At 67.5% G+C, this 20,118-nt stretch carries 21 protein-coding genes and 1 tRNA gene; 12 read left to right on the top strand and 10 right to left on the bottom strand.

What is annotated here, in order from left to right; all coding sequences use genetic code 11:
- Positions 1-17 precede the first annotated feature (17 nt).
- Together FG323_RS01300 and FG323_RS01295 are read right to left on the bottom strand one after the other, a co-directional pair.
- Positions 18-770, bottom strand: coding sequence for a LytTR family DNA-binding domain-containing protein (locus tag FG323_RS01300; protein ID WP_141452632.1), 753 nt, complete (start codon positions 768-770; stop codon positions 18-20).
- Positions 767-1,876: a histidine kinase gene (locus tag FG323_RS01295; protein ID WP_141452631.1), complete on the bottom strand. Its 1,110-nt coding sequence runs from the start codon at positions 1,874-1,876 to the stop codon at positions 767-769. Before FG323_RS01295 ends, FG323_RS01300 begins: the two co-directional genes overlap by 4 nt.
- 249 nt (positions 1,877-2,125) lie before the next feature.
- Between FG323_RS01295 and FG323_RS01290 the strand changes: the two genes are divergently transcribed.
- Complete coding sequence (locus FG323_RS01290; protein ID WP_141452630.1) at positions 2,126-2,950, top strand: hypothetical protein; 825 nt, start codon at positions 2,126-2,128, stop codon at positions 2,948-2,950.
- 92 nt (positions 2,951-3,042) lie between these two features.
- Here the strand turns inward: FG323_RS01290 and FG323_RS01285 are convergent.
- Both FG323_RS01285 and FG323_RS01280 read right to left on the bottom strand, forming a co-directional pair.
- Positions 3,043-3,132, bottom strand: a tRNA-Ser gene (locus FG323_RS01285).
- A gap of 79 nt (positions 3,133-3,211) precedes the next feature.
- Positions 3,212-4,219, bottom strand: a complete 1,008-nt coding sequence (locus FG323_RS01280; RefSeq protein ID WP_141452629.1) for a LysR family transcriptional regulator — start codon at positions 4,217-4,219, stop codon at positions 3,212-3,214.
- 116 nt (positions 4,220-4,335) lie between these two features.
- On the opposite strand from FG323_RS01280, the gene FG323_RS01275 reads away from it, so the two are divergent.
- Positions 4,336-4,914 carry an NAD(P)H-dependent oxidoreductase gene (locus FG323_RS01275; protein ID WP_141452628.1) on the top strand — a complete coding sequence of 193 codons (579 nt, stop codon included), beginning with the start codon at positions 4,336-4,338 and terminating at the stop codon, positions 4,912-4,914.
- Between the two features lie 138 nt (positions 4,915-5,052).
- Positions 5,053-5,793, top strand: coding sequence for a DNA alkylation repair protein (locus FG323_RS01270; RefSeq protein ID WP_141452627.1), 741 nt, complete (start codon positions 5,053-5,055; stop codon positions 5,791-5,793).
- A 115-nt stretch (positions 5,794-5,908) separates the two neighbouring features.
- Here the strand turns inward: FG323_RS01270 and serS are convergent, their stop codons facing one another.
- Positions 5,909-7,189 (bottom strand): serine--tRNA ligase, encoded by a 1,281-nt coding sequence (gene serS, locus FG323_RS01265; RefSeq protein WP_141452626.1) that lies wholly within the window; start codon positions 7,187-7,189, stop codon positions 5,909-5,911.
- A 115-nt stretch (positions 7,190-7,304) separates the two neighbouring features.
- Here serS and FG323_RS01260 point away from each other — a divergent pair, with 115 nt between their 5' ends.
- Both FG323_RS01260 and FG323_RS01255 read left to right on the top strand, forming a co-directional pair.
- Positions 7,305-7,964 carry an energy transducer TonB gene (locus FG323_RS01260; RefSeq protein ID WP_141452625.1) on the top strand — a complete coding sequence of 220 codons (660 nt, stop codon included), beginning with the start codon at positions 7,305-7,307 and terminating at the stop codon, positions 7,962-7,964.
- Between the two features lie 154 nt (positions 7,965-8,118).
- A complete protein-coding gene (locus FG323_RS01255; RefSeq protein ID WP_249887988.1) occupies positions 8,119-8,694 on the top strand; it encodes an energy transducer TonB in 576 nt (191 codons plus the stop codon).
- 156 nt (positions 8,695-8,850) lie between these two features.
- Here the strand turns inward: FG323_RS01255 and aroA are convergent, their stop codons facing one another.
- From aroA to serC, 3 genes are all read right to left on the bottom strand, one after another.
- Positions 8,851-10,152 (bottom strand): 3-phosphoshikimate 1-carboxyvinyltransferase, encoded by a 1,302-nt coding sequence (gene aroA / locus FG323_RS01250; protein WP_141452623.1) that lies wholly within the window; start codon positions 10,150-10,152, stop codon positions 8,851-8,853.
- Between the two features lie 125 nt (positions 10,153-10,277).
- Entirely contained in the window at positions 10,278-11,438 is a 1,161-nt protein-coding gene (pheA, locus tag FG323_RS01245; RefSeq protein WP_141452622.1) for a prephenate dehydratase, read from the bottom strand.
- A 94-nt stretch (positions 11,439-11,532) separates the two neighbouring features.
- Positions 11,533-12,618, bottom strand: a complete 1,086-nt coding sequence (gene serC / locus FG323_RS01240; protein WP_141452621.1) for a phosphoserine transaminase — start codon at positions 12,616-12,618, stop codon at positions 11,533-11,535.
- A gap of 209 nt (positions 12,619-12,827) precedes the next feature.
- Here serC and msrP point away from each other — a divergent pair, with 209 nt between their 5' ends.
- Positions 12,828-13,796 carry a protein-methionine-sulfoxide reductase catalytic subunit MsrP gene (gene msrP, locus FG323_RS01235; RefSeq protein ID WP_141452620.1) on the top strand — a complete coding sequence of 323 codons (969 nt, stop codon included), beginning with the start codon at positions 12,828-12,830 and terminating at the stop codon, positions 13,794-13,796.
- An 86-nt stretch (positions 13,797-13,882) separates the two neighbouring features.
- Positions 13,883-14,485 (top strand): protein-methionine-sulfoxide reductase heme-binding subunit MsrQ, encoded by a 603-nt coding sequence (gene msrQ / locus FG323_RS01230; RefSeq protein ID WP_141452863.1) that lies wholly within the window; start codon positions 13,883-13,885, stop codon positions 14,483-14,485.
- On the opposite strand, the gene FG323_RS01225 is transcribed toward msrQ, so the two are convergent.
- Entirely contained in the window at positions 14,454-15,254 is an 801-nt protein-coding gene (locus FG323_RS01225; protein ID WP_141452619.1) for an FHA domain-containing protein, read from the bottom strand. The two genes, msrQ and FG323_RS01225, sit on opposite strands and share 32 nt — an antisense overlap.
- A gap of 96 nt (positions 15,255-15,350) precedes the next feature.
- On the opposite strand from FG323_RS01225, the gene FG323_RS01220 reads away from it, so the two are divergent.
- Positions 15,351-15,626: a polyhydroxyalkanoic acid system family protein gene (locus tag FG323_RS01220; protein ID WP_141452618.1), complete on the top strand. Its 276-nt coding sequence runs from the start codon at positions 15,351-15,353 to the stop codon at positions 15,624-15,626.
- Between the two features lie 128 nt (positions 15,627-15,754).
- Here the strand turns inward: FG323_RS01220 and FG323_RS01215 are convergent, their stop codons facing one another.
- The gene (locus FG323_RS01215; protein ID WP_141452617.1) at positions 15,755-16,468 is read right to left on the bottom strand and encodes a hypothetical protein; all 714 of its coding nucleotides are present in this window, start codon (positions 16,466-16,468) and stop codon (positions 15,755-15,757) included.
- An 87-nt stretch (positions 16,469-16,555) separates the two neighbouring features.
- Here FG323_RS01215 and FG323_RS01210 point away from each other — a divergent pair, with 87 nt between their 5' ends.
- The 4 genes from FG323_RS01210 to FG323_RS01195 all read left to right on the top strand — a co-directional run bounded on the left by FG323_RS01210 (position 16,556) and on the right by FG323_RS01195 (position 20,100).
- Complete coding sequence (locus FG323_RS01210) at positions 16,556-17,797, top strand: patatin-like phospholipase family protein (protein ID WP_141452616.1); 1,242 nt, start codon at positions 16,556-16,558, stop codon at positions 17,795-17,797.
- Positions 17,798-17,881: 84 nt separating this feature from the next.
- Entirely contained in the window at positions 17,882-18,469 is a 588-nt protein-coding gene (locus tag FG323_RS01205) for a phasin family protein (RefSeq protein ID WP_141452615.1), read from the top strand.
- Positions 18,470-18,760: 291 nt separating this feature from the next.
- Entirely contained in the window at positions 18,761-19,702 is a 942-nt protein-coding gene (locus tag FG323_RS01200) for a restriction endonuclease (protein WP_141452614.1), read from the top strand.
- On the top strand, positions 19,687-20,100 hold the full coding sequence (locus tag FG323_RS01195; protein WP_141452613.1) for a group II truncated hemoglobin: 414 nt from the start codon (positions 19,687-19,689) through the stop codon (positions 20,098-20,100). Before FG323_RS01200 ends, FG323_RS01195 begins: the two co-directional genes overlap by 16 nt.
- Positions 20,101-20,118: the final 18 nt, after the last annotated feature.

Genomic DNA, 20,118 nt, shown 5'->3' with positions numbered 1-20,118 from the left:
TGCGGTCGCTGGGAGCGCTACGCCGGTGACGGCACCGGAATGCCACGGCGGATCAAGCCGTGGATCTGATCGCGGTAGTTGCGGCCACTGACCAACCGGCGTCCGGTATGCAGGTCGATCCGGTAGCGGCCCGACCCCATCGGCATGATTTCCCGGATCGCGCCCGCGCGGACAATGGTCGAGCGGTGCACGCGCAGGAACGCCAGCGCGTCCAGTTCCGCCTCGAACGACGCCAGCGTGCGACGCAGGGTGTAGCGTCCCTGCTGGCAGTCGATGTCCAGGTAGTTGCCCTGCGCCTCGACGACGTTGATCTGGCTCTCCGGCACCAGTTGCACGCGCTGCCCGACTTGCAGCGGAATCCGGCGCACACCGTCGTCGACCGTCGCCACCTGCAGGCCCTGCAATGCCAGGCGCTCGCGCAGGCGCTCCACCGTCTGTTGCAGGCGCTCGGCCGACAGCGGCTTCAACAGATAGTCCACCGCGCGGGCATCGAAGGCGCGCGCGCCGTGTTCGTGATAGGCGGTGACGAACACCACCAGCGGCTGCGGTCCACGCCATTGCGTGAGCGCGGAAAATCCATCGCCGCCGGGCATCTCGATGTCCAGGAACAGCACGTCGATGGCGGTCCTGCGGGCCGCCTCCAGCAGTTCCTCCACGTCCACGCACTCGGCCACCACCGCGATGCTGCCGCCGGCGACCTTTTCCAGCAGCCGGCGCAGGCGCGCGCGCGACAGCGGTTCGTCATCGACGATGGCGGCTTTCAGGCTCATGCCACCCGCTCCAGCGGACGGGTGCCCAGCGTCGTCGCGTCGGCCGCAGGCAACGGGATTTCCAACTCGACCAGATACCGGTCGGGGGAGGTATCCGGCCTCGACAGGCGCGCCCGATCGCCATACAGCAGTTGCAGGCGTCCGGCGACGCCGCGCAGGCCCACGCCGTTGCCGGCGACGGTAGCGGTGCCGGGTTCGGCGCTGTTCTCCACGGCAAGATGAAGGGCGCGATGGATCACCCTCGCCCGGATCAGCAACCCGCCGGGAGACTTGCGCCGTGCGATGCCGTGGACGATGGCGTTCTCGACCAGCGGCTGCAGTATCAGTACCGGCACCGGCACGTCCAGGCAGTCGGCATCGATTTCCCGGCGCACCTGCAAACGGCTGGTCAAGCGGATCTTTTCGATCATCAGGTAGTGATCCACCACCGCCAGTTCGTCGCGCAGCGGCCGCTCCTGCATTTCGTCCTGCTTGAGCCCGTCGCGCAGCAGCGCCGACAGCGAAACCAGCATGCGATCGGCCAGATCCCGATCCACATGCACCATCTCCGCCACCGAATTCAACGCATTGAACAGGAAGTGCGGGTTGACCTGCGCGCGCAGTGCTTCGAGCCGGGTGGAAACCAGGCTTTTCTCGATGTCGGCGATGCGCTTTTCGCGCTCGCGCGAACGCTCGTAGTACACGAACGCGTGCGCCACGCCAATTACCGTCCATGCCGTCATCAGGTTGTTGCGGATGCTGGTGACCACCACTTCGCCAAAATGCGGCAGGACGTCGTACCACTGGAAGATCGGGTCGGTCACGTAGACGTAGGCGGCCTTCAGCACGATGATGGCCGCCACGCCCAGCGACTGGACACCCAGCGCCCGCATGACCGACCCGCGCTCGATGGGAAAGCGCCTGACCAGCCAGAGGATGCCCAGGCTGAAGGGCACCCAGGTCATCCAGCCACCGAAGCTGAAATGCAGCGCGCGCGACCAGGCGATCGGCTTGCCATCGGTGTCGCCCATTGCCACCACCTGGCTGGCGAACATCAACGAGTAGGCGGTCCACCACAGCAGGACCATCCAGACGATCAGGGGAATCTTGAAGGGGCGCTTGTCCACGGGCGTCACCCTACCGCTCCGCCGCGGCGCCGTACAGGCGTCCGGCGGGCCTTTTTTCGGGGCGGTCGGCACGCATGGCGTTCGTCACGCGTCCGGTGCCGTTCGTCACAGCCCGATGGCGGCCCTGTCCCCTCGACGCGAAAGATGCTCCCACTCCCGCCGGGCGGACAACGCCAGGAAGCCACGGCTTCCGCGCAAGGACGACGGCTTCCACCACGAGAGGATCCCATGGCACACCGACTTCTTTTCTTGCTTCCCCTGGCCCTGGCGGGCGCGACCCCGGTCGCGTGGGCCGGCGAATGCGAGGACAATTTCAGCAAATCCGGCAGCGTGTTTTCCGGCGCCGACTTCTCCAGCAAGGTGACGGTGTCGGATCTGTCCGTGGCCGACGCGATGGGCCAGATCCGCGGCATCATGATCGCCGAGAAGATGGACGTGATCACCGAGGACGCGGGCACCGGCACGATGCTGGTGGAACAGCGCTCGACCAATTTCACCCGCGCCGTCCCCACGCTGATCAATGTCAGCCAGGAGGGCAACGCGGCGGTGGTGGAGATGACGGTCAAGACCGAGAAGGGCCAGTTCGCCAAGGCCGATTCGATGCGTCCGTACATGTGCCAGCTGATGGCGAAGATCAAGGGCGGCAAGGAAGGCAGGACCGCCGGCGCGCAGGGCGCGCGCACCCAGAATGTGGCGGACACCACGTTCAAGGATGTGTACGTGTTCTCCCGCGAGATCGCGCGCGAGGCCAAGGGCAACGCGCTGGTGGTCAACGCCCGCCACAAGGGACGCAAGTACAGCCTGAAGGGACGCGTGGACTACATCCAGGAGGATGGCGCCGAGTACAACGTCTCCTTCGACATTCCCGACGAGAGCGAGGTACTGATCAAGGTGCCCGGCGACGACCAGCCCCGCGTGGGCGTGGCCTGCCTGTTCAACGCCAACCAGCTCGCCAACGTGCTGACTTTCCGCAAGGGTGACTATGCGACCTTCACCGGCAGCTTCCACCGCTACGACGATTTCAAGCGGATGCTGTGGCTGGAGAACTGCGTGCAGACGAAGAAGAAAAAGTGACGCTGTGCAGGCGCCGTGGGTTACAGGCGACTGCCACGTCAATCCATGGACGGGTATGAAAACGCCCCCGCAGGGGGCGTTCTGCAAGGGTTTGGCGGAGAGAGTGGGATTCGAACCCACGGAAGGTTTGACCCTTCGCCGGTTTTCAAGACCGGTGCCTTAAACCGCTCGGCCATCTCTCCGTTGTAGTTTCAACGCCGCGCTAAAACATGGGCGCCGGTTTCGCTGGCGCGCATTTTCGCATGAAGCCGGCACGCATGCTTACGAGGCCTTCTTGACCTTGCCGGCCCGGGCGTTGTCCAGGGCCAGTTCCAGCGCCTTTTCCGCGGCCTCTGAACACTTGCCACCGCAGTCCAGGCGCGAGGCCTCGATCTGCTGGGGTAGGTGTTCGGCCAGGAAGTCGATGAACACCCGCACCGCCGGCAGCAGGCCGCGGCGGGAGGCGAACACGGCATGGCAGATGCCCTGCGGCAGCGACCATTCCGGCAGCACCACTTCCAGTTCGCCCTTGCGCACGGCCTCGGCGCAGACGGTTTCCGGCAACAGGGTGATGCCGTAGCCGTCCTTCGCCATCGCCTGCAGCAGCGGGAAGTCGAAACCGGCCAGGCGTGGCTGCAGTTCAACCCGGCGCACCTCGCCATCCGGACCGTGCAGTTCCCAGCGCTGGCGCGCCTCGTCCTCGCTGATGCTCAGGGTGACGTGGCTGGTCAGATCTTCCGGCGCCTGAGGGCGTCCGGCGCGATTGAGGTACTTCGGGCTGGCCACCAGCAGTTCCTGGATCTGGCCGAAGCTGCGCATCACCAGGCTGCCATCGTCGTCGAGCTTGGCGCGCACGCGCAGCGCCACGTCGTAGCCTTCGTTGATGATGTCCACGCGTCGGTTGTTGACGTGCAGCTGCAGCCGCACCTTCGGATACTTGTCGAGGAACTTGGGCAGGATCTTCGGCAATTGCATCTGCGCCACCGCCACCGGCACGCTGACCCGCACCACGCCGCGCGGCTCGGCGCTGAGCCGATCGACCACCTCGCGCGCGGCCTGGGCTTCGGCCAGCATCGTCTGCGCGTGCCGGTGCACGCTCATGCCCACGTCGGTCACCGCGAAGCGGCGGGTGGAACGCTGCAGCAGGCGCACGCCCAGATCGGTCTCCAGCTGGCTGATACGCCGGCTCAACCGCGACTTGGGAATGCCCAGAGCGCGCTCGGCCGCGGCGAAGCCGCCGTGGTCAACCACCATGGCGAAGTAATAAAGGTCGTTGAGGTCGTGCTGCATGACTATAGTTCCATTATCAGAACAATCAGTGATATTAGACCAGCTTTATCCTGTTTTCGCAACAACCCAAGATGGCGTCCAACGCGGCGCGGCCGCATCCACCCGACAAAGCCATCATGAAACTATTGCACATCGACAGCAGCGCGCTGGCCGGCAACTCGGTCACCCGCCAACTCACCGCCGCCATCGTAGCCCGTTGGCAGGACCAGGTGCCTGGTCTGAAGGTCACCTACCGCGATCTGGACGCCGATCCCCTGCCCCACCTGACCGGTCCGGTGCTGGCCAAGGTCGATCCGGCGGTGGCCGCCGCCAGCGAGGAGACGCTCAAGCAGTTCCTGGACGCCGACGTCGTGGTCATCGGGGCGCCGATGTACAACTTCGGCATTCCCTCGACCCTGAAAGCCTGGATTGACCGCGTCGCCGTGGCTGGGCGCACCTTCCGCTACACCGAGAAGGGGCCGGAAGGGCTGGCTGGCAACAAGAAGGTGATCATCGCCAGCGGTCGTGGCGGCATCCACAGCGGCGCCGCCAGCGACTTCCAGGAGCCCTACCTGAAGTTCGTACTGGGTTTCATGGGCATCACCGACGTGGAATTCGTCCGCGCAGAGGGCGTGAACTATTCGCCGCAACATCGCGTCGACGCGCTTGCCAGCGCGCTGGCTTCGATTCCGCTGCCGCAGCGCCTGGCTGCCTGATCGCCCGGCATCCCCGTTCTGCAGTTCCTCTCTCCGGGCCCGCGCAAGCGGGCCCTTTCTTTTGTCCGCGTTCTCGGGCCGGGCACGAACGCCAACACATGACTATGCTGGCGCGCATCGGATAGCCATATCTTCCCCATGCCCGCCACCACGAAGCCCGCACGCGCCGCTTACCGCAAGGCCGCCGTCCTGGAGCCGGTGGGCGCCGATCAGGCGCTGGCGATGCTGAAGCAACAAGCGAGTGCATCCCATCGCGATGGACTCGCCCGTTTCGGCATTCCCGACGAGCACGCCCTGGGCGTGCCGATGGCGAAGATCCAGGCCATTGGCAAGCGCATCGGCCGCCAGCCCGCGCTTGCGCCGGCCCTGTGGGACACCGGCGTGTACGAGGCGCGCCTGCTGGTCGCCTTCGTGGTCGACCCCGCGCGATTGAGCGCCGCGCAGATGGACCGCTGGTGCCGCGATTTCGACAATTGGGCGGTCTGCGACACCCTCTGCTTCCATCTGTTCGATCGCAGCCCGCATGCCTGGCGCAAGGTGGCGCAATGGAGTGGCCGGCGCGGCGAGTTCGAGAAACGCGCCGCGTTCGCCCTGCTCGCCGGCCTGGCAGTGCACGACAAGGCGACGGCCGATGACGGATTCGCCGAAGGACTGCGGTTGATCGAGGCCGCTGCCGCCGATCCGCGCAACTTCGTCAGGAAAGCGGTCAGCTGGGCCTTGCGGGCCATCGGCCAGCGTCGCGCCGGGTTGCACGCGACCGCCATTGCGCTGGCGCGCCGGCTGGCGGCGTCGGAGGACGCCGCCGAGCGCTGGATCGGCAAGGATGCGCTTCGCGATCTCACCCGCCCGCAGATCGCGCAGCGGCTGGCGCGGCGGTAAATGGTGGATGCGGGTTGCCAGCGAACAGTAAATCCCCCTCGGTCCCCCTTCTCCGAAGGGGGAGGCGTGGAGCCGGTGGCGGAGCAAGCTCCGCTCTATGGGGTTCGCGTGCGGATCAGGCGATGCGGTCGGCGCCGCCCATGTAGGGGCGCAGCACTTCGGGCACGGTAATCGAGCCGTCGGCGTTCTGGTAGTTCTCCATCACCGCGATCAGCGCACGCCCCACCGCGGTGCCGGACCCGTTGAGGGTATGCACCGGCTCGGGCTTGCCCGTGGCCGGGTTGCGCCAGCGCGCCTGCATGCGGCGGGCCTGGAAATCCTCGCAGTTGGAGCACGAGGAAATTTCGCGGTAGGTCTGCTGCGACGGCAGCCAGACTTCCAGATCGTAGGTCTTGGTGGCGGAAAAACCCATGTCGCCCGAGCACAGCAGCATGCGGCGGTATGGCAGGCCCAGTTTCTCCAGCACCACTTCGGCGCTGCGGGTCATGCGCTCGTGCTCGTCGTAGCTTTCCGCGGGGCGCGCGATCGAGACCAGTTCCACCTTCTCGAACTGATGCTGGCGGATGAAGCCGCGCACGTCGCGGCCGCTGCTGCCGGCCTCGGAACGGAAGCACAGCGAATGCGCGGTCATGCGCAGCGGCAGGCGCGCGTCGTCGACGATTTCGTCGCGGACAATGTTGGTCAGCGAGATCTCGGAGGTGGAGATCAGATAGCGCTTGTGCTCGCCCAGCTGGGTGCTGAACATGTCTTCTTCGAACTTGGGCAACTGGCCGGTGCCGTACAGGCTCTCGGCGTTGACGATCAGCGGCACGTTGGTTTCCTCGTAGCCGTGTTCGCCGGTATGCAGGTCCAGCATGAACTGCGCCAGCGCGCGGTGCAGGCGGGCCAGTTGGCCGCGCAGCACGGTGAAGCGCGCGCCGGAGATCTTGGCGGCGGTGTCACCGTCCAGCCAGCCGTGGCGGGCGCCGAGCTCGACGTGGTCCTTGACCGGGAAGTCGAACACCGGCGGAGTGCCCCAGCGATGCTGTTCGACGTTCTGGCTCTCGTCGCTGCCGTTCGGGACGCTGGCGTGCGGAAGGTTGGGAATGCCCAGCGCGATCGCCTCGATCTCGCCGCGGATTTCGTCCAGCTTCACTTCCGAGGCCTTGAGCTCGTCGCCGAAACCGGCCACCTCGGCCATCAGTGCGGCCACGTCCTCACCCTTGGCCTTGGCCTGGCCAATCGCCTTGGAACGGGTGTTGCGCAGGTTCTGCAATTCCTCGGTGCGCTTCTGGATCTGCTTGCGCGCCGACTCCAGTTCGGCCAGCCGGGACACGTCCAGGTCGAAACCCCGGCTGTCCTTCAGGCGTTGGGCGAGTTCGGCGGTCTGGGTGCGAAGCAGGGCGGGATCGAGCATGGGATTCGGAGCGAATATGCGGCAGGACGCCGATTATCGCCTTTTATGCGCCGTCATGCCTCGCAGCGTTCACCCCGGGCGTGTCAGAATCGGCGCAGTCACCACGGTGCCTTCCATGTCCGCTTCCCGCGAATCCCCGGATTCCGAACTCGTGTTCCGCCTGCCCCGCCGCACCCTGCGCATCGCCGGCATCGCCTTCGGCGCCGGGCTGCTGCTGTTCGTGATTGTCTGGCTGGTCGGCCGCGGCGACGACGGCTTCTACCAGCCCGAGGCCACGGTCGAGGGCACCAAGCCGGTGGTCGAGGCCCTGCCCGAGCCACTGCCCGCGCGCGGTGGCGCCAGCGGCCTGGAGGAACCCCGCCAGGAAGGCAACGAGCGTCCGCAACTGGTCGAACAGGCGCCGATGCCGGCACCGATCGAGGAAGCTCCCGCACCGGCCGCGCCCGCGGTACCGGATGCGCCCGCGGCGCCGGCCGCCGGCGTGGTGCTGGCGCCAGGCGATCAGCCGGTGCCGATGGCGGGCCAGACGCCTCCGCCCGCCTACCCCTCCGCCGCGCTGCGGCGGGGCGATGCCGGCACGGTGATGGTGCGGGTGGAAGTCGGCGCCGACGGCGTGCCCACCGACGTCTCGGTCGAGGCCCGCAGCGGCTCGCGCGATCTGGATCGCGCCGCGCTCGACGCGGTCCGTCGCTGGCGCTTCAATCCGGCCCAGCGCGACGGCCAGCCGGTGGCATCCAGCGTGGTCGTTCCGATCGACTTCAACTTGCAGCAATGAGCCGGGAACTGGCGCGCAGCTGAACCGTCGGCGCGCCAGCTGAATCGCGACTTTCCCGATCCGGGCGACTTTACCGGCCGCTCACGCGATGCCAACAAACCTCCATGCAAGACTCGATGCCAACGCAGCAACGCGTGGACGAGGAGGTTTTTCCATGGCCCATACGCATCCCCAGCCCGAATGGAGTCCTTCCGAAACGGCTGATACGACGCCGCCACGGGAGAAGAACGCATCCCTGGTGTTGTTGTGGGTGATTGCCCTGCTTGCCGTCGTGGCAGCTGGACTGGCGTGGTACAAGCAGCGCCAGCCGGCATCATTGCCGCTGGAAAGCGCGACGCCCCCGGTAACCGCGCCGGCGATTACGCCTGACGGCGAAGCAGCGGCCGCGGCCGCGCGCACCGACAAGCCGCGCACCGAAGCACGCCGCAGCGTCGCTTCCGCCGAACGTACCGCGCGTTCGCAGGGACCGCGGTTGATGACCGGCAATCCTTCGCCGCAATACCCCGCCGCCGCGCTTCGCGCCGGCATCGGAGGCACGGTGATGGTACGGGCCGAACTGGACGCCAGTGGCCAGCCGGTCGATGTCGATGTGGTTCGCCGCAGCGGCAATCGTGATCTGGATCGCGCCGCCGTGCAGGCCGTGCGCAAGTGGCGCTTCGAGCCGGCCCTGCGCAACGGCAAGGCGGTCGCCAGTACGGTGCAGGTTCCGGTGGATTTCAAGCCGATTTGAAGCCTGGCCTGAAACGCAAAATTGAAAAAGGGAAGCCGGCGACGGCTTCCCTTTTTCTTTGGTGCTTGTCTGTAGGAGCGACGTAAGTCGCGACCTGCCAAGCAAGAAGAGGACATCGGGTCGCGACTTACGTCGCTCCTACAGGGATTGTGGGACTCACGCAGGCCGCAAGGCGAAGCCGGCGCCGGTGGCCAGGGTGTCGAAGCCGGGGAACGAGGTCGCCACATTGGCGATGTCACCGACCCGCACTTCGCCGCCGCTGCGCTGACCGGCCACCGCGAACGACATGGCGATGCGGTGGTCGCCGTGGCTGTCGATGTGGCCGCCCTGCAGGGCGCCCGGATGGATGGTGCCACCGTCCGGGGTTTCGTCCACCTGCAGGCCCAGCGTGCGCAGGCCGGCGGCCATCGTCGCCAGCCGATCGGATTCCTTGACCCGCAACTCGGCCGCGCCACGCACCACGGTCGGGCCTTCGGCGCAAGCCGCGGCGACGAACAGCGCGGGGAATTCGTCGATCATGTCCGGCACCAGCGTCTCGGGCACTTCGATGCCGCGCAACGGCGCGTGCCGCACGACCAGATCGGCGACCGGTTCTCCACCCTGCTCCGCCCGGTTTTCCTCGCGGATGTCCGCGCCCATCAGACGCAGCGCGGTCAGCAGGCCGGTCCGGCGCGGATTGAGGCCGACCGCGCGCAGGCGCAGTTCCGAACCGGGCACGATGCTGGCGGCGACCAGGAAGAACGCCGAAGAGGAAAAGTCGGCCGGCACCACGACATCGGTCGCGCGCAGGCGCTGGCCGCCGCGCAGGCGCGCGTGACCGGGCGAGAATTCGATGTCGGCGCCGAACGCGGCCAGCATGCGCTCGGTGTAGTCGCGGGTGGGATGCGGTTCGTGGACGATGGTCTCGCCCTGCGCATACAGGCCCGCCAGCAGCACCGCCGATTTCACCTGCGCGCTGGCGACTTCCAGGGTGTAGTCGATGCCGTGCAGCGGCTGGCCTCCGTGGATGCGCAGCGGCGGCAGGCCGCCCTCTTCCGTGTCGATGCGCGCGCCCATCCGTGCCAGCGGCGCGGTGATGCGGCGCATCGGTCGGCGCGACAGCGACTCGTCGCCGACCAGTACGCTGTCGAACGGCTGCGCCGCCAGCAGACCGGCCAACAGGCGCATGCCGGTGCCGGCATTGCCGCAGTCAAGCTCACTGCCCGCCGCCTTCAAGCCATCCACGCCGACGCCATGCACGATGCGGCGCGACGGCGACGGGGTTTCGATGCGCACGCCGAGCTTCTGGAAAATCGCTGCGGTCGCGCGGGTGTCCTCGCCCTCCAGGAAGCCGTCGATCTGCGAGACGCCATCGGCCAGCGCGGCGAACATCACCGCGCGATGCGACACCGACTTGTCGCCGGGAATGGTCAGTTCGCCGCGCAGCGGCTGTCCGGGAGAAGCAATCCAGTCGTTCATTTGCAGGGAATCGGGAATGGGAAATGGAGAATCGAAACAGTGGCGTCACGTGGAACGGGGAACATCCGGTAAAGGTGAATCTGCCTGCCTGGACGATTCCCTATTCCCGATTCCCCATTCCCGTATCAGGGCACCGCCACCGGGTAGGAACCGAGGACCTTGATCTGGGCGGAGTGCGCCTCGAGTTCGGCCAGGGCCTGCTTCATGCCTTCGTCGTCGACGTGGCCGGCCAGATCGATGAAGAAGCCGTATTCCCACTTCGCGTGGTGCGACGGCCGCGATTCGATCCGGTTCATGCTGATGCCGTGGCGTGCGAACGGGCTGAGCACGTCGAACAACGCGCCGGGCTTGTCGTGGATGAAGACCAGCACCGAGGTGCGATCGTGGCCCGACGGCGGGAAGATGCTGCGGCCGATGACCAGGAAGCGGGTGGTGTTGTCCTTGTCGTCCTGGATGGGGCTCATCACCACCTTCTTCAGGCCGTAGACGTGGCCGGCGCTTTCACCGGCGATGCAGGCGGCATCATCGGAATTGCGCGCGCGGCGTGCGCCCTCGGCGTTGCTGGACACCGGAATCTTCTCGACCTTGGGCAGGTTGGCGCGCAGCCAGCCGGCGGTCTGGGCGAAGGATTGCGGATGGCCGTAGATGCGTTCGATGTCGTCGATGCGGCCGGTGCGCGAGAGCAGGAACTGGTGCACGCGCAGCTCGACTTCGCCGCAGATCTTCAGGTTGGAGGTGAGGAACATGTCCAGGGTGACCTGGATGGTGCCCTGCCCCGAGTTCTCCACCGGCACCACGCCGAAATCGGCGTTGCCGCTCTCCACTTCCTGGAACACTTCCTCGATGCTCGCCAGCGGCAGGCCATGCGCCGAACGGCCGAAGTGCTTGAGCACGGCCTGCTGGCTGAAGGTGCCTTCCGGTCCGAGGAAGCCGATCTTCAGCGGCTCCTGCTGGGCCAGGCAGGCCGACATGATTTCGCGGAACACGTGCACCAGCACTTCATCGCTGAGCGGGCCCTCGTTGCGGTCCACCACCATTCGCAGCACCTGCGCCTCGCGCTCGGGGCGGTAGTAGTCCACCGCCGCGGCCAGCTTGCCCTTGGCCTTGCCGACCTGGTGGGCGAAGCGCGCGCGCTCGGCGATCAGTGCCTGGATCTCGCGATCGATGCCGTCAATCTTGGCGCGCACGTCGGCCAGCACCGGTGCGGCGACGGCGGGTGCGGCGGCCTTGCCGCGGGCGGGCGGCTTGGCGTTCTTGCCGGTGGTTTTCCTGGGCTTTGCGGCCATGTGTCTGTTCTCTGATGCTTCTTGTGGGAGCGACGTCAGTCGCGACCGGAAACCTTGCAGTCGCGACTGACGCCGCTCCTACATTGGATGTCGTTCAACCATTGCGCTGCTGGAAGTCGCGCATGAAATCCGCCAGCGCCTGCGCGCCGGCCAGCGGCATGGCGTTGTACAGCGAGGCGCGGATGCCGCCGACCGCCTTGTGGCCCTTCAGTGCCAGCAGGCCGGCCTGCTTCGACTCGCTGACGAAGCGCGCGGTCAGATCCTCGTCCGGCAGGAAGAACGGGATGTTCATCCGCGAACGCACCGCCTTGGCCACCTCGTTGCGGTAGAAGCCCCCGGAGCCATCGATGGCCTGGTAGACCAGCGCCGACTTGGCCGCGTTGCGGCGGGCGAACTCGGCGACGCCGCCTTCGTCCAGCATCCATTTCACGGTCAGGCCCAGCAGGTACCAGTTCCAGGTCGGCGGCGTGTTGAGCATCGAATCGCGCGCGGCGTGCGAGCGGTAGTCGAAGATGTCGGCGCGTGGCTGGCCGGCGCGTTCCAGCAGGTCGCGGCGGACGATGACCACCGAGATGCCGACCGGGCCGAGGTTCTTCTGCGCACCGGCGTAGATCAGCCCGAACTTCGAAACGTCCAATGGTTCGGAGGCGATGTTCGAGCTGAAGTCGGCGAACAGCGGTGCCGCGCCCACGTCCGGCACGTCGCGGAACTCGAGGCCGTGGATGGTTTCGTTGGCGGTGATATGCACGTAGGCCGCGTCGTCGCTCAACCGCCAGTCGGCGCGCGCGGGAATGTCGTGGAAACCGCCCGGTTCGCCGTCGGCGGCCACGTTGACGGCCACGTACGGCTTGGCCTGCTTGACCGCGGTCTTGCCCCAGTGGCCGCTGACCACGTAGTCGACAGCCTGCCCCGGAGCGGCGAAGTTCAGCGGCAGCAGCGCCTGCTGGGTGGTGGCGCCACCGGACAGGAACAGCACCGCGTAGTCGTCGGGGATGGCGAGCAGGCTCCGCAGATCCGCTTCGGCCTGGGCGGCCACCGCGATGAAATCCGCGCTGCGATGGCTGATTTCGACGATGGAGGCGCCGACGCCGTTCCATTCCAGCATTTCGGCCTGCGCCTGCCGCAGTACCGGTTCGGGAAGGGTGGCGGGACCGGCACTGAAGTTGTACGCGCGCGTCATAAGGCACCTGAACGGGGACACCGTAGTATGCCGCAGTGCATCAGTTGCAGGGGCAACCTTTGCCGTCGGGTCCGTTTTTTTCGCGCGCTGCAGGCTGTCCGGCGTATAAACGGAATACGGCCGGAGCGAAGCGGCGCGGTTTCCGGCGAAACCTTCCGGGTGATTGGTGCCTCTGTTTTCCTGTCCACGACCGTCGTTTGGAGTCTCCCATGTCCCTCCGGGATGCCCTCAGGATTCCCGCTTCCGAAATCACCGATGAAGCGGTCTACCGCCAGCGCCGCGATTTGCTGCGGGCGATGGCGTTCGCCCCCGTCCTGGCCCTGGCCGGCTGCGCCGACGCCGAGCCGCCGGCGCCGCCCCGGGCCGCCATCACCCCCGAGCAGGCCCGGTCCGGTTTCCGCACCGACGAGGCGCTGACCCGCTACGAGGACGTCACCAGCTACAACAACTTCTACGAATTCGGCACCGGCAAGGCCGACCCGTCCACCGCCCGCAAGACCCTGCGCACCTCGCCGTGGTCGGTGGTGGTCGGCGGCGAGTGCGAGCATCCGGGCAAACTGGCGCTGGAGGATCTGATCAAGGGCCTGACCCCGGAAGAGCGGGTCTACCGGCTGCGCTGCGTGGAAGGCTGGTCGATGGTGATTCCCTGGCTGGGCGTGCCGCTGGGCGCGGTGCTGAAGAAGTTCGCACCCACCTCCAAGGCCCGCTACGTTGCCTTCACCACCCTGGCCGATCCGGTGCAGATGCCGGGCATCCGCTACCGCTCGATCGAATGGCCGTACAAGGAGGGCCTGCGCATCGACGAGGCGATGCACCCGCTGACCCTGCTCGCCACCGGCCTGTACGGCAAGCCGCTGCCGCAGCAGAACGGCGCGCCGCTGCGGCTGGTGGTGCCGTGGAAATACGGCTTCAAGAGCATCAAGTCGATCGTGGCGATCACGTTCGTGGAGAAGATGCCGGAGACCGCCTGGCACGAGCTGCAACCGTCGGAGTACGGCTTCTTCTCCAACGTCAATCCGGCTGTCGATCATCCGCGCTGGAGCCAGAAGACCGAACGCCGCATCGCCGGCACCACCAACCGGGTGTTCGCCGAGCGCATTCCGACCCGCCTGTTCAACGGTTATGGCCCGCAGGTCGCCTCGATGTACGCGGGGCTGGATCTGAAGAAGTGGTATTGAAGTGATATGCAGCTGACCAGGGACGCCAGCCGGACTGGCGAGGGCTCCGCGGCGTGAACCGGGCCAGGCCATCTTCCCGTCCATGGCTGGCCAAGACGCTGGTGCACGCGCTGGCGCTGACGCCGCTGGCGATCCTGGCCTGGCAGTTCTGGTCGGTGCTGAATACCGGCAGCGACGCGCTCGGCGCGGATCCGGTCGCCGAGGTCGAACATCGCACCGGACTGTGGGCGCTGCGGATGCTGATGATCGCCCTGGCCATCACGCCGCTGCGGCAGCTGACCGGCCAGGCGGTGCTGATCCGGTTCCGTCGCATGCTGGGCCTGTACGCCTTCTTCTACGCCACCTTGCACCTGACCAGCTACCTGGTACTGGACCTGCAGGGCTACTGGACGCAGATCTTCGAGGAAATCGCCAAGCGGCCGTACATCACGGTGGGCTTCACCGCCTGGCTGCTGCTGGTTCCGCTCGCGATCACCTCCACCCAGGGCTGGATCCGGCGCCTGGGCCGACGTTGGGGCCAGTTGCACAAGGCGGTCTATGCGGTCGGCGTGCTGGCCGTCCTGCATTTCTGGTGGCTGGTGAAATCGGATATCCGCGAACCCCTGCTCTACGCCGGCATCCTGGCGGTGCTGCTGGGCTGGCGGCTGGGCAAGCGCCTCAGCCGGAGCCGAACAACAGCAGCGCGCTGAGCGCGGCGGCCAACAGCAGTGCCGCCAACAGCAGCCAGGGCCAGCGACGCACCGTACCGGCGCGCCTGGGGGGCGGCGCTTCGGTTTCCGCCGCCCCGATCGGCTCGCGTTCGCCTTCGCCCAAGGGAGCATCCGTGCGGGTCCAGGGCACTTCCACCACGAATCGGTGCTGGGGATCGAACACCAGTTGGTCGCCGGCGACCAGCAGCGCCTCGCGTGTCCCCACCCCGTTCACCAGGCTGCCGTCAGCGGATCCCAGATCCCGCAGCAGCACCCGGTCACCCTGCACTTCCAGTTGCGCGTGGCGCTCGGCGAATACCGGATCGTCCACCCGGATAACCGCCTCGCGGGCACGGCCGACCAGCACCGGTCGCAGCAGCGGGATGCTGCGGCCGTGGTACTTGCCGCCCACGCCACGCAGGATGATGCGGGGATCCGGCGCGGCGGGTGTCGGCTCGGACACGGGCTCCGGCGGCAGGTGCGATGCCTGCACCAGCAGTTCGACGCCGTCCACGTAGATGGTGTCGCCGGCACGCAGCAGCGCCATCCGCTGGACCGGACGTCCGTTCACGTGCACCCCGCGCATGCCGGTGGGGACCTGCAGCCACAGGCCGCGGCGATCCACGCAGATGCGCACCAGCAAGGCGCCCTGGAGATGATCACCGACACCGACGTGACCGGAGGCTTCGCGCACGATCCGGTGCACGCCCATCGACAGCGGGCGATCCGGTTGCGCGCGGTTGGAGAAATGAAGTCGCAGTTGTTCCACCGGCGGCAGCCTAGCGCACGCGGGGGCACCACATCCAGCCTGCTTGCGAATGTGAACGGCTTGCGGACAATAGGCGGCCAATCCGGAGAGAACGCCATGGCCACCATCGACATCGTCCACGAGCACAGCAAGACCCCGGCGCAGGCGAGGAAGGCGGTGGAAGACGTGGCGCGCAAACTCGCCGAACGCTTCGACATGGATTACGGCTGGGACGGCGATACCCTGAACTTCCGCCGCTCCGGCGTCGACGGCCGCATCGCACTGCTGCCGAGCCAGTTGCGGGTCACCGCCGACCTGGGCTTCCTGCTCTCGGCGATGAAAGGCCCGATCGAATCGGAGATCCGGCGCGTGCTGGGCGAGAAGTTCGTCTGAGGCGGGCAAACCCTGCTCCTGTGGGAGCGACGTGAGTCGCGAGCTTTTGCCGTTTCGCGCGGTAATGAATCGCGCTTTCGCGACTTACGTCGCTCCCACATCTGTCGCTCCCGCAATTGAAGAGGGCGTCACCCGAACGGCGCCGGATCGCCGGCGAACAGCCGCCGCGAGGCTTCGCGTTCGGCCTGTTCGATGTCGCGGACGAACGCCTTGCCGTCGCCCAATGCCGAAAACGCGGCGAAGCCGCGTTCCAGGAACCCCTGCAGTTCGCCCAGACCGGTTGCCTTGGCCGGGCCGCGCGAGAGCTTGAGCAGGGTCAGCACCCCGCGCATCTTCACGGCCTTCGCCAGCCCCACCCCCAAGCGCGCGATCAGGTCGATCTGGTGGGCGCGCAGGCGCGGTCGCCCGACCCGACGATAGGCCTGCGCGTACAGCGCCTCGTCCAGCCGCTTGCGGCGCGGTGCCAACGTTTCCAGCGCCTCGGCCATGCGCAGGTCCAGGGCATGGGTCAGCGCGCCCAGTTCAATCGCGTCGGCGACCGTTTCCAATACCGCCGCCGGCAACAGCCGCTGCATCATCGGCACGACCTTGGCGACGCTGGCGTCGCGGCGACTGAAGTCCTGGTCACCGTAGACATCGGTGAGGAAGAACATCGCCGCGCCCCGACGCTGCGGATCGGCGAGGAAATGGCGGAAACTGCGCTCCAGCCGCTCGGCTTGCCAACGCCGGAGCTCGGGCAGCCAGGCCAGCCGGTTGCGCGGCTCGCGTCGGGGATCGTGCAGGGCCTGGTGGCAGGCCAGGCGGCGGCCGAGCCGCTCGCCGACGGAAGAAGGACGGGCCATGAACCGGATGATCCGGCCCCGCCGCGCCGGCCGCAAGCCGCCCCGCCGGTCGGCTACACTCGCCGCATCCTCCTGTGCGGGAACCGCATGCTCTCCATCCACAGTGCCCGCAAGCGTGGCGACGGCGGCCGGATCGGCCTGGCCATCGCCGGTGGCGGTCCCATCGGCGGCATGTACGAGCTGGGCGCCCTGCGCGCGATGGACGAGGCCCTGGACGGACTGGACCTGACCCGGCTGGATTGCTACGTGGGCGTCAGTTCCGGCGCGTTCCTGGCCGCCGGGCTGGCCAACCGGATAAGCACGGCGGAGATCTGCCGGATCTTCATCACCGGCACCAGCGACGACGCCGAGTTCCGGCCCGAGACCTTCCTGCGTCCCAACGTCAACGAATACCTGCGCCGGCTGGCCAGCCTGCCTGGCCTGTACGCGCAGTGGGCGCAGCGGCTGCTGCGCAATCCGGGCAAGGCGGTGCGCTGGTCGGATCTGATTCTGCGCTTCGGTGGACTGGTGCCCACCGGCCTGTTCGACAACGCAGGCGTGGAGGATTTCCTCCGTGACGTGTTCAGCCGGCGCGGCCGCAGCAATGATTTCCGCACCCTGGGCGCGGATCTGTTCGTGGTGGCGGTGGATCTGGATACCGGCGAGGCGGTCCGGTTCGGCGAACGCGGCTGGGACGACGTGCCGATCTCGCAGGCCGTGCAGGCCAGCGCGGCCCTGCCGGGGCTGTATCCGCCGGTGGAAATCCGCGGCCGCCATTTCCTGGACGGCGCGCTGCGCCGGACCATGCATGCCTCCACCGTGCTGGATCGCGACATCGACCTGATGATTGGCATCAACCCGCTGGTGCCGTTCGACGCCACCCGCGCGGCGCCACAGGCGGACGAGGCCGAACAGGTCGGTCTGGCCAGCGGCGGACTGCCGGCGGTGCTCTCGCAGACGCTGCGCACGCTGCTGCAGTCGCGCATGCAGATCGGCCTGGAAAAATATCCGCTGCGCTATCCCGACATCGATCAGCTGGTGTTCGAACCCAACGCCGGCGACAGCGAACTGTTCTTCACCAACCTGTTCAGTTTTTCCTCGCGCCATCGCGTCTGCCAGTTGGCCTACCGCAACACCCTGGCCGACCTGCGCCGGCGCGCGCCGGTGCTGGAACCGATGCTGGCCGCGCATGGCATCCGCCTGCGCCGTGACATCATCGACGACCCGCAGCGCTCGATCCTGGACGGCCTGGACATCACTCCGCGCATGACCGACGCCACTGCACGGCTGCGTCGCGCCCTGGACGACGTGGACCAATGGATCGCCACGCATCGCGCCGCGCGCATCTGAACCCTGCCGCCGTGCTGGTGTGAAAACTCTAGACGTGGCCGCGATTCTGGACCACGTTCCCTACACCTCCATCGACGGAATCCCATGGCCACCCTGAAGAAATCCGCCCGCAAGAAGTCCGCCTCGTCCGCCCAGCAGGACAACCTGCAGGCGCAAGCGCAGCGCCTTTCCAAGAACCTCAGCGAATCGGCGCAGCAGGTCTGGCTGGCCGGGGTCGGCGCGTTCGGCCGTGCCCAGGCCGAAGGCAGCAAGCTGTTCGAAACCCTGGTCAAGGAAGGGCTGTCGCTGGAGCAGACCACCCGCAAGCTGGCGGGCGGACGGGTCGATGCGGTTCGCGATGCGGTCGAAAGCACGGTCGGCCAGGCCCGCGAGCGCGCCTCCGACACCTGGGATCGGCTGGAAAAGGTGTTCGAGGATCGCGTGCAGCGCGCACTGCGCCGGCTGGAAGTACCCAGCCGCGAGGATCTCGGTGCCCTGCTCGATCGCGTCGATGCGCTCAATGCTGAACTGCGTCGCCTGGGTGGCGCTCCATCGGCGCGAAAGCCGGCCCGCAAGGCCGCGCCCGCCGTGAAGAAGGCTGCCGCGACGAAGAAGGCGACGGCCGCCAAGCGCGCCCCCGCCGGCGCAAAACGCACCAGCACGAAGCGTGCCGCCAAGAAAAACGCGGGCTGAACGCACCCTGCCGGTGCAACCTGGAATCGGTCGAATTTCTTGTTGCAAGGCAACATGGATCGCGCAACAATCAATCCGGGCCCGCCAGTCCACACGAAGTACGTATGCTCCCCTCCCCTTACGACTTCGGACTGGCGGGCCTTCTTGTTTCCGGCGTTCGCCCGGCTCCCTGAGTTCCGCCGCTGCCCACGCGTTCCGCGCGGTCCTGGCCGTGTACTGGTTTTCCTGACAGCGGTTTGCCCACCGCTTGGTTAGAATCCGCCGACTCTTCAAACAACCCCCGCGGTATTCATGCTCTTCTGGCTGTCTGGACTGGCCGTTGCCCTGCTGACCGGTGTGGCCGTCAGCGTTTATCTGTGGTGGGTACGCCGCCGCAAGGATGAAATCGCGGCGGGCCTGCATGCGCTCTCCGGCCTGCGCTGGCGCGAATTCTCCCGCTTGGTGCTGACCGCGCTGGAACGGCGCGGCATGGCCGTGGTCGCCGCCGGCCCGGACGAGACCCGCGACCCGCGCGGGATCTTTCCGCTCACCTTGCGCGGACAGCGCTGGCTGCTGTCGTGCAAGCACGGCTCGGCCTATCGCATCGGCGCCGCCTCGGTGGAGGAACTGGCCTCCAGCGTCCGCCTGGGCAATGCCGCCGGCGGCATCCTGGCCACCGAGGGACAACTCGAGCAGGAAGGCCGCGTCGCCGCCCAGAGCCACAACATCGAAGTGCTGGACGGCCCGCGCCTGTGGGACGAACTCGCGCCGCTGGTCGAAGTCGACCTGCGCCAGCAGATCGTCGGCCAGGCCGCCGCCCGCGCGAAGCGCCACATCGCCATCGGCTGGCTGGGCAGCGTGGCGGTGGGCGCGCTGGTGGCCACGACGCTGGCAAATTCGGGGCTGGACGTCGAAGGCGCCGCCGTGCCCAAGACACCGATCCCCGCCCCCGCGTCCACGGCGGCGCCCGCCACAAACGCGATGACGGTCTATCGTGAACCGACCGAAGCGGAACTCGAAGACCAGCGGATGGCGGTGTCTCGCGCCTTGTCGGGCACGCCCGGCGTGGTTCGCGGTGTATGGCAGACCCGGCTGACACTGGTGGTGGATTACCAGGGCGACGAAACCGGGATCTGGCCCAAGATCTGCCAGCAGGTGGAGCTCTACCCGGCGCTGCGCACGGTCCGTGTCCAGCTCAATCCCCCCGCCGGCAGCAAGGAGCCGGTACGCTGGCGCCAATGCAAGACGATCTGACGCCTTACCAGCGCATCGGCGGCGAAGCCGGTGTGCGCGAGCTGACCCGGCGGATGTACGCCCTGATGGACACGTTGCCCGAGGCGGCCGCGGTCCGTGCGATCCATCCGCCGGATCTGGCGGACAGCGAGCAGAAGCTGTTCGAGTTCCTGAGCGGCTGGCTGGGCGGCCCGCCGCTGTTCACCGAGCGCCGGGGCGCGCCGATGCTGCGCGCCCGCCATCTGCCGTTCGCGATCGGGATGGACGAGGCCAGCGGCTGGCTGGCGTGCTTCCACCAGGCCATGCAGGAAACGGTGGCCGACGCGGCGCTGCGCGAATTCCTGTGGAGCCGAATCGAACCCCTGGCGCTGCACATGCGCAACCAGCAGGCGCTGCCTACGGGATGGACGGGCGCCTGACCACGGCGCTTAGAGCGG

Source organism: Pseudoxanthomonas sp. z9 (assembly GCF_006542425.1).
Classification (GTDB): domain Bacteria; phylum Pseudomonadota; class Gammaproteobacteria; order Xanthomonadales; family Xanthomonadaceae; genus Pseudoxanthomonas_A.
This window is presented reverse-complemented; position numbering and strand designations above follow the sequence as displayed.

Bases quoted from the DNA above. Each gene is read 5' to 3' on its own strand.
- FG323_RS01300 (WP_141452632.1), bottom strand. From the start codon at position 770: ATGAGCCTGAAAGCCGCCATCGTCGATGACGAACCGCTGTCGCGCGCG.
- FG323_RS01280 (WP_141452629.1), bottom strand. From the start codon at position 4,219: ATGCAGCACGACCTCAACGACCTTTATTACTTCGCCATGGTGGTTGAC.
- FG323_RS01275 (WP_141452628.1), top strand. From the start codon at position 4,336: ATGAAACTATTGCACATCGACAGCAGCGCGCTGGCCGGCAACTCGGTC.
- FG323_RS01270 (WP_141452627.1), top strand. From the start codon at position 5,053: ATGCCCGCCACCACGAAGCCCGCACGCGCCGCTTACCGCAAGGCCGCC.
- serS (WP_141452626.1), bottom strand. From the start codon at position 7,189: ATGCTCGATCCCGCCCTGCTTCGCACCCAGACCGCCGAACTCGCCCAA.
- FG323_RS01260 (WP_141452625.1), top strand. From the start codon at position 7,305: ATGTCCGCTTCCCGCGAATCCCCGGATTCCGAACTCGTGTTCCGCCTG.
- FG323_RS01255 (WP_249887988.1), top strand. From the start codon at position 8,119: ATGGCCCATACGCATCCCCAGCCCGAATGGAGTCCTTCCGAAACGGCT.
- aroA (WP_141452623.1), bottom strand. From the start codon at position 10,152: ATGAACGACTGGATTGCTTCTCCCGGACAGCCGCTGCGCGGCGAACTG.
- pheA (WP_141452622.1), bottom strand. From the start codon at position 11,438: ATGGCCGCAAAGCCCAGGAAAACCACCGGCAAGAACGCCAAGCCGCCC.
- serC (WP_141452621.1), bottom strand. From the start codon at position 12,618: ATGACGCGCGCGTACAACTTCAGTGCCGGTCCCGCCACCCTTCCCGAA.
- msrP (WP_141452620.1), top strand. From the start codon at position 12,828: ATGTCCCTCCGGGATGCCCTCAGGATTCCCGCTTCCGAAATCACCGAT.
- FG323_RS01220 (WP_141452618.1), top strand. From the start codon at position 15,351: ATGGCCACCATCGACATCGTCCACGAGCACAGCAAGACCCCGGCGCAG.
- FG323_RS01215 (WP_141452617.1), bottom strand. From the start codon at position 16,468: ATGGCCCGTCCTTCTTCCGTCGGCGAGCGGCTCGGCCGCCGCCTGGCC.
- FG323_RS01210 (WP_141452616.1), top strand. From the start codon at position 16,556: ATGCTCTCCATCCACAGTGCCCGCAAGCGTGGCGACGGCGGCCGGATC.
- FG323_RS01205 (WP_141452615.1), top strand. From the start codon at position 17,882: ATGGCCACCCTGAAGAAATCCGCCCGCAAGAAGTCCGCCTCGTCCGCC.
- FG323_RS01200 (WP_141452614.1), top strand. From the start codon at position 18,761: ATGCTCTTCTGGCTGTCTGGACTGGCCGTTGCCCTGCTGACCGGTGTG.
- FG323_RS01195 (WP_141452613.1), top strand. From the start codon at position 19,687: ATGCAAGACGATCTGACGCCTTACCAGCGCATCGGCGGCGAAGCCGGT.